Raw genomic sequence first — 5,318 nt, forward strand, 5'->3', positions numbered from 1 at the left:
CATGCAGAACCGCCGCAGGGTACAGAACCACATCGGCGGCGTGCACGCCGCGGCCATGGCGCTGCTGGCCGAGACTGCCACCGGCGCGGTGTTCGGCATGACCCTGCCCGACACGCACCTGCCGCTGCTCAAGTCCATGCACATCGACTACGTGAAGCGCGCCAAGGGCAGTCTGCGCGCCGAGGCCACGCTCACGCCGGAGCAGCGCCAGCGCCTGCTGACCGAGGACAAGGGCGACCTCGTAGTGCCGGTGCGCGTCACCGACGAGGACGGCAACGAACCCATCCAGGCGCAGATGTGCTGGGCTTGGGTGCCGAAGCGGAAATGACTGTTCTCGGCGCAGCTGCATGATCAAATTCATCCTGCTCGGATTGACGGGTTATGCGCTGCTCGCGGTGCTGGCCTGGTGGGTGTCGGATCGGATGATTTTTCTGCCGCCGCCGGCGTCCTACGGAGAGAATGGGGTCAGACTCGATTTTCGTTCCGAAAATTCGAATCTGACCCCATTCTCTCTGGTCAACACGGACGACGGCAACGCCGTGGCGGTGCTGCACCTGCCGAACCCGGATGCGCGCTTCACGCTGCTGTTCAGCCATGGCAATGCCGAGGATCTCGGTCATCTGGCGCCCTTTCTGGCGGAACTGCGTGCGGCGGGCTTCGCCGTGCTGGCTTACGACTACCGCGGCTATGGCCTGTCCACGGGCGGACCGCCGACCGCTGCCGGCGCTTATCGCGACCATGCGGCGGCCTACCGCTACGCCACGCATACGCTGAAGATCCCGCCGTCGCGCATCATCCTGCACGGGCGCTCGGTCGGCACCGGGCCGGCGGTGGAACTCGCCGCGCGTGAGCCGGTCGCCGGGCTCATCGTCGAGAGCGGTTTCGTCAGCGCCTATCGCGTGCTGACACGCTGGCCGCTGTTGCCCTTCGACAAGTTCCCCAACCTGCGGCGCATGCCGCAGCTGAAATGCCCGGTGCTGGTGATCCACGGCCGGCAGGACCAGATCATCCCGTTCTGGCACGGCCAGAAGCTGTTTGCGGCCGCGCCGGAGCCGAAACGCGCGCTATGGGTGGACGGCGCCGGCCATAACGACCTCGCCGCCGTGGCCTGGGCTGCGTACGTGAAGGCACTGCAGGATTTCGCAGGCTCGCTTACGAGCCAGCTACCTTAGCAGGTCGTACTGACCGCCCTTCTCCAGCGCCCGCTGGTAGGCGGGGCGGGCATGGATCCGCTTGAGGAAGTCGTTGAGCCTCGGCCAGCCGGACGCCAGGCCGCCGCGCGCGGCGGCGGCCTCCAGCGGGAAGCTCATCTGGATGTCGGCGGCGGTGAAGTCCTGGCCGGCGAACCACGGGTACTTGCCCAGCTCGCCCTCCATGTAATCGAGGTGCAGCTTGATCTGCGGCTCGATGAAGCTGCTCTTGGCCTTGCCGGCGATCGCGCGCGCGATGGGTTTGGCGAAGAACGGCATCGGCGAGGTCTCGATGCGGTCGAAAACGAGCTTGAGCAGCAGCGGCGGCATGGCCGAGCCTTCCGCGTAGTGCATCCAGTAGGTGTAGCGCAGCCGCTCCGGCGTGCCCGGCGCCGGCACCACCAGCTTGCCGCTGCCGTAGCGGCCGACCAGGTACTCGATGATGGCGCCGGACTCGGCCAGCGTGATGTCCCCGTCGGTGATCACCGGCGACTTGCCCAGCGGATGCACCGCGCGTAGCTCGGGGGGCGCGAGCATGGTCTTGGCGTCGCGCTGGTAGCGCTTGATCTGGTAGTCGAGGCCGATCTCCTCCAGCAGCCACAGCACGCGCTGCGAGCGGGAATTGTTGAGATGATGCAAGGTGATCATGCGGTACTCCTCGCGAGGGCGACAGCGCAGCCTAAGCCACGCCCGCGCACGGCGCAAACCGCAAGCGGCTGCCCGGCCGCGCCTGCGCCACCTTGGGGATGTCTTCCGGCAACACCACGGCGATGACCGGATAGCCGCCGGTCACCGGATGGTCGGCCAGGAACACCAGCGGCTTGCCGTCGGCCGGCACCTGCACCGCACCGAGAACCAGTCCCTCGCTCGGCAGCTCGCGTACGATCCGCCGCGGCAGTACGGGCCCGTCCAGACGCACGCCGACGCGGTTGCTGGCGGGCGTAACGGTGTAGGGCTGGCGGCAGAGCGTATCGAGCGACCCGGCCGCAAACCAGTCGTCACGCGGGCCGGGCAGGATGTGCAGCACGGGCTCCGCCTCGAGGGTGGCGGCGGGCTGCGGCCGGTCGTCGGCTTCGTCCAGGGTGCCGATGTTGAGGCGCTGGCCGTCGGCCAGCGGCGCCGGGCCGAGGCCGGAGAGGATGTCGGTCGAGCGGCTGCCGAGCACAGGCGCCGCATCGATGCCGCCTGCGACCGCCAGATAGGCGCGCACGCCGGCGCGCGCCGCGCCGATGCGCAGCAGCTGTGTGGCCCTGACCATGACGCTGGCGTCGTGCGGCAGCGGCTTGCCGTCCAGCGTGGCGGGCATGTGCGCGCCGCTGAGCGCGATGCGCGCGTCGCGGTTGAAGCGCAGCAGCGGGCCGAGCAAAGTGATCTCCAGCGCGGCGGCGGTGTCCGGGTTGCCGACCAGGCGGTTGGCGCGGATCAGGGCCGGACGGTCGGCGGCGCCCGAATGCGGCACGCCGAGGTGCGCATAGCCCGGCCGGCCGAGATCCTGCACCAAGGTGAGCGGGCCGGCCTTGAGCACGCTGATCATGCGGGCTGTGCCACGAAGCGCACGCGCGTGCCGGGCATGAGCAACGCCGGCGGCTGGCGCGCCGCATCCCATACGTTCACGTCCGTATGCCCGATCAGCTGCCAGCCGCCGGGCGTGGCGCGCGGGTAGATGGCGCTGTACTCGCCGGCGATGCCGACGCTGCCCGGCGCGACCCGCGTGCGCGGCTGGCGACGGCGCGGCAGCTGCAAGGCCGCCGGCAGTCCGGTGAGATAGGCAAAGCCCGGCACGAAGCCGCAGAAGGCCACGGTGAACGTGGCGGTGCTGTGCAGGCGGATGACCTCCGTCACCGGCAGGCCGCTCAGCGCAGCGACCTCGGTCAGGTCCGGTCCGTCGTAACGCACCGGTATCTCGATCAGCGGGCCCGAGTCTTCCGGCACGGGCGGCAGGGACCAGCCCGGCAACTCGGCCTTGAGTGCGTCCAGTCCGCTGCCGATCAACAGCACAGTGCGTGCGGCCGGCACGATCTCGGTCACGCCGGGCGGCGCGCGGCGGCGCAGCTCGGCGTACAGCGCGCGTACCGCCGCCTGCGAGTCGAGTTCGACCAGCAGCCCGTTGTGGCCGGCGGGCAGAAACCTCATGCGAAGGCCTCGAGCGCAAAGCCCGCAGCCTGCAGGGCCTGACGCACTGCGCGCGCCAGCTCCACGGCGGCTGGTGTGTCGCTGTGCAGGCAGATCGAGCGCACACGACCGCCGCGTGCGAGTTCCAGCGCCTGGCGCAGCACGGCCTCGGGCTCGATGAGCACGGCGCCTGCCTCGCCGCGCGGCACCAGCCGCCGGTCGGGTGTGTAGGCGCGATCGGCGAAGCCTTCCACGATGGCTGGCAGTCCGGCAGCCGCGGCCTGTCGCAGCAGCGCCGAATCCGGCAGGCCCAGGACCGGCAGGGCGGGATTGCAGGCGGCGACGGCGTCGATCACCGCCTGGGCTTGTTTCTCGTCCCAGACCACGCGGTTGTACAGCGCGCCATGCGGCTTGACGTAGGCGACGGTGCCAAACGCCGCCAGGGCGCCGATCTGGTAGCGCACATCGGCGGCCAGCGCCGCCGGCTCGATCGCCATGTCCCGGCGCCCGAAGCCCGCGCGGTCGGGATAGCTCACCTGCGCGCCGATGCGCACGCCGCGCGCCGCGGCCGCGGCGCAGACCGCCTGCATGCGCACCGGTGAACCGGCGTGGAAGCCGCAGGCGACATTGGCGCTGGTGACGATCTCCAGCAGCGCCAGGTCCAGCGCCAGGCCGTCCGCGCCTTCCAGCTCGCCGAGATCGGCGTTGAGGTCTATTCTGACGCGCATTCGGCGCTTTCCGGCTGATTACGCATAAATTCTGCTGGCTTCCTTAAAAAATACTAGCCGCGGTACCTTGTCTGCGCGGCAGACGCAGACCACAATCGAAACTGTCGGGACGGTCTTTGTCTTTTTCTATGGTTATCAAGTAGATAGAACGGAGTGTCCATGTCGAAGCGTACTTCCGTGATGACGGCGGTGATGGCGGGCCTGTGGCTGCTGCCGTGTGCGGGCCTGGTGCACGCCCATGCGGAGCGTACCGCGTTCTTTCCCCAGAACCGTTACCTGGATCCGGACCATCAGCATCCGAAGCGCCAGCCCAACAGCAAGGGACAGCCAACCTATCGTCCGCTGCATGACGCCAGCGGCAATTTGCTGCAGACACCGCGCCTGGTGGTCTGCAAGAAGCCCGGCGACGAGGGTGTGGCTGCGGGTCAGGACAGCGCTGCGCGCATCGCAAAGATGCCGACGGGGGCACTCAAGACGGCCAACCAGAAGCTGCTGAACGAGTGCCAGTTCGAACACCTGCAGGCTGCGGTGGATGCAGTCACCGTTCGCGGTACCACCATATATGTGCTGCCCGGGGTGTACCGCGAGCAACCCAGTATCCGTGCACTGGAGCAGAACTTTGGTGCCGCCACCGCGGCCGACCGCGACTACTGCCGGGCGGTGCTGGCGCGCGGCCCCGGCAAGTTGTCCTATCAGGAACAGTTCCGCTGCCGATTCATCCAGAACACCGTGGCGATCTTCGGCGACCACAACTATGTGGATGACGAGAATATCGGCTGCGGCGAGGACACCAATGGCGTCTGCGAACATCCGGAAACGCAGGCATGCACCGGGGCCTGCCCGTACTACGATCTGCAGGTCGAAGGCACTGGCGCGAAAGTCACCGACGTGATCTTCGAGGGCGACTTCATCAGTCAGCCGGGAGACCCCGCCGACGGGCAGTTCCGTTACCTCAACGGCATTCGCGCCGATCGCGCCGACGGCATTTACCTGCGTAACTTCACCACGCAGATCTATGAGTTCAACGCCGTCTATGTGATGGAGACCGACGGCTATGTCTTCGACCGCCTGCTGTCACGCTGGGTGGACGAGTACGCTTTCCTGTCATTTGCCTCCGATCATGGCCTGTACGATTACACGGAGGGCTACGGTGTGGCGGATTCGGTTCAATATCCGGGTTCCGGCGCCGACGTTTACAAGGGCAAGAACCATGCACAGGCCGACCTGCGGGCGCGCCAGGCCACCGAGATTCGCAACTCCAAGGGCCACCACTCCGCGCTCGGCTATT

General features: G+C 68.0%; 7 protein-coding genes. 3 read left to right on the forward strand and 4 right to left on the reverse strand.

Annotated features, from left to right (window positions below; genetic code table 11):
• Both VNJ47_05595 and VNJ47_05600 read left to right on the forward strand, forming a co-directional pair.
• On the forward strand, positions 1-328 hold a 328-nt coding region (locus VNJ47_05595), incomplete at its 5' end, for a DUF4442 domain-containing protein (protein HXG28308.1).
• 19 nt (positions 329-347) lie between these two features.
• Positions 348-1,172, forward strand: coding sequence for an alpha/beta hydrolase (locus tag VNJ47_05600; GenBank protein ID HXG28309.1), 825 nt, complete (start codon positions 348-350; stop codon positions 1,170-1,172).
• Here VNJ47_05600 and VNJ47_05605 read toward each other — a convergent pair.
• The 4 genes from VNJ47_05605 to VNJ47_05620 are packed head-to-tail and all read right to left on the reverse strand — an operon-like array spanning position 1,164 to position 4,030.
• Positions 1,164-1,838: a glutathione S-transferase gene (locus tag VNJ47_05605; GenBank protein ID HXG28310.1), complete on the reverse strand. Its 675-nt coding sequence runs from the start codon at positions 1,836-1,838 to the stop codon at positions 1,164-1,166. The genes VNJ47_05600 and VNJ47_05605 overlap by 9 nt on opposite strands.
• A 31-nt stretch (positions 1,839-1,869) precedes the next feature.
• Positions 1,870-2,724: a biotin-dependent carboxyltransferase family protein gene (locus VNJ47_05610; protein HXG28311.1), complete on the reverse strand. Its 855-nt coding sequence runs from the start codon at positions 2,722-2,724 to the stop codon at positions 1,870-1,872.
• Positions 2,721-3,323, reverse strand: a complete 603-nt coding sequence (locus tag VNJ47_05615; protein ID HXG28312.1) for an allophanate hydrolase subunit 1 — start codon at positions 3,321-3,323, stop codon at positions 2,721-2,723. Before VNJ47_05615 ends, VNJ47_05610 begins: the two co-directional genes overlap by 4 nt.
• Entirely contained in the window at positions 3,320-4,030 is a 711-nt protein-coding gene (locus VNJ47_05620; protein HXG28313.1) for a 5-oxoprolinase subunit PxpA, read from the reverse strand. The genes VNJ47_05615 and VNJ47_05620 overlap by 4 nt, the downstream gene beginning before the upstream one ends.
• A gap of 159 nt (positions 4,031-4,189) precedes the next feature.
• Here VNJ47_05620 and VNJ47_05625 point away from each other — a divergent pair.
• On the forward strand, positions 4,190-5,318 hold a 1,129-nt coding region (locus VNJ47_05625), incomplete at its 3' end, for a hypothetical protein (GenBank protein HXG28314.1).

The organism is Nevskiales bacterium, assembly GCA_035574475.1.
Classification (GTDB): domain Bacteria; phylum Pseudomonadota; class Gammaproteobacteria; order Nevskiales; family DATLYR01; genus DATLYR01.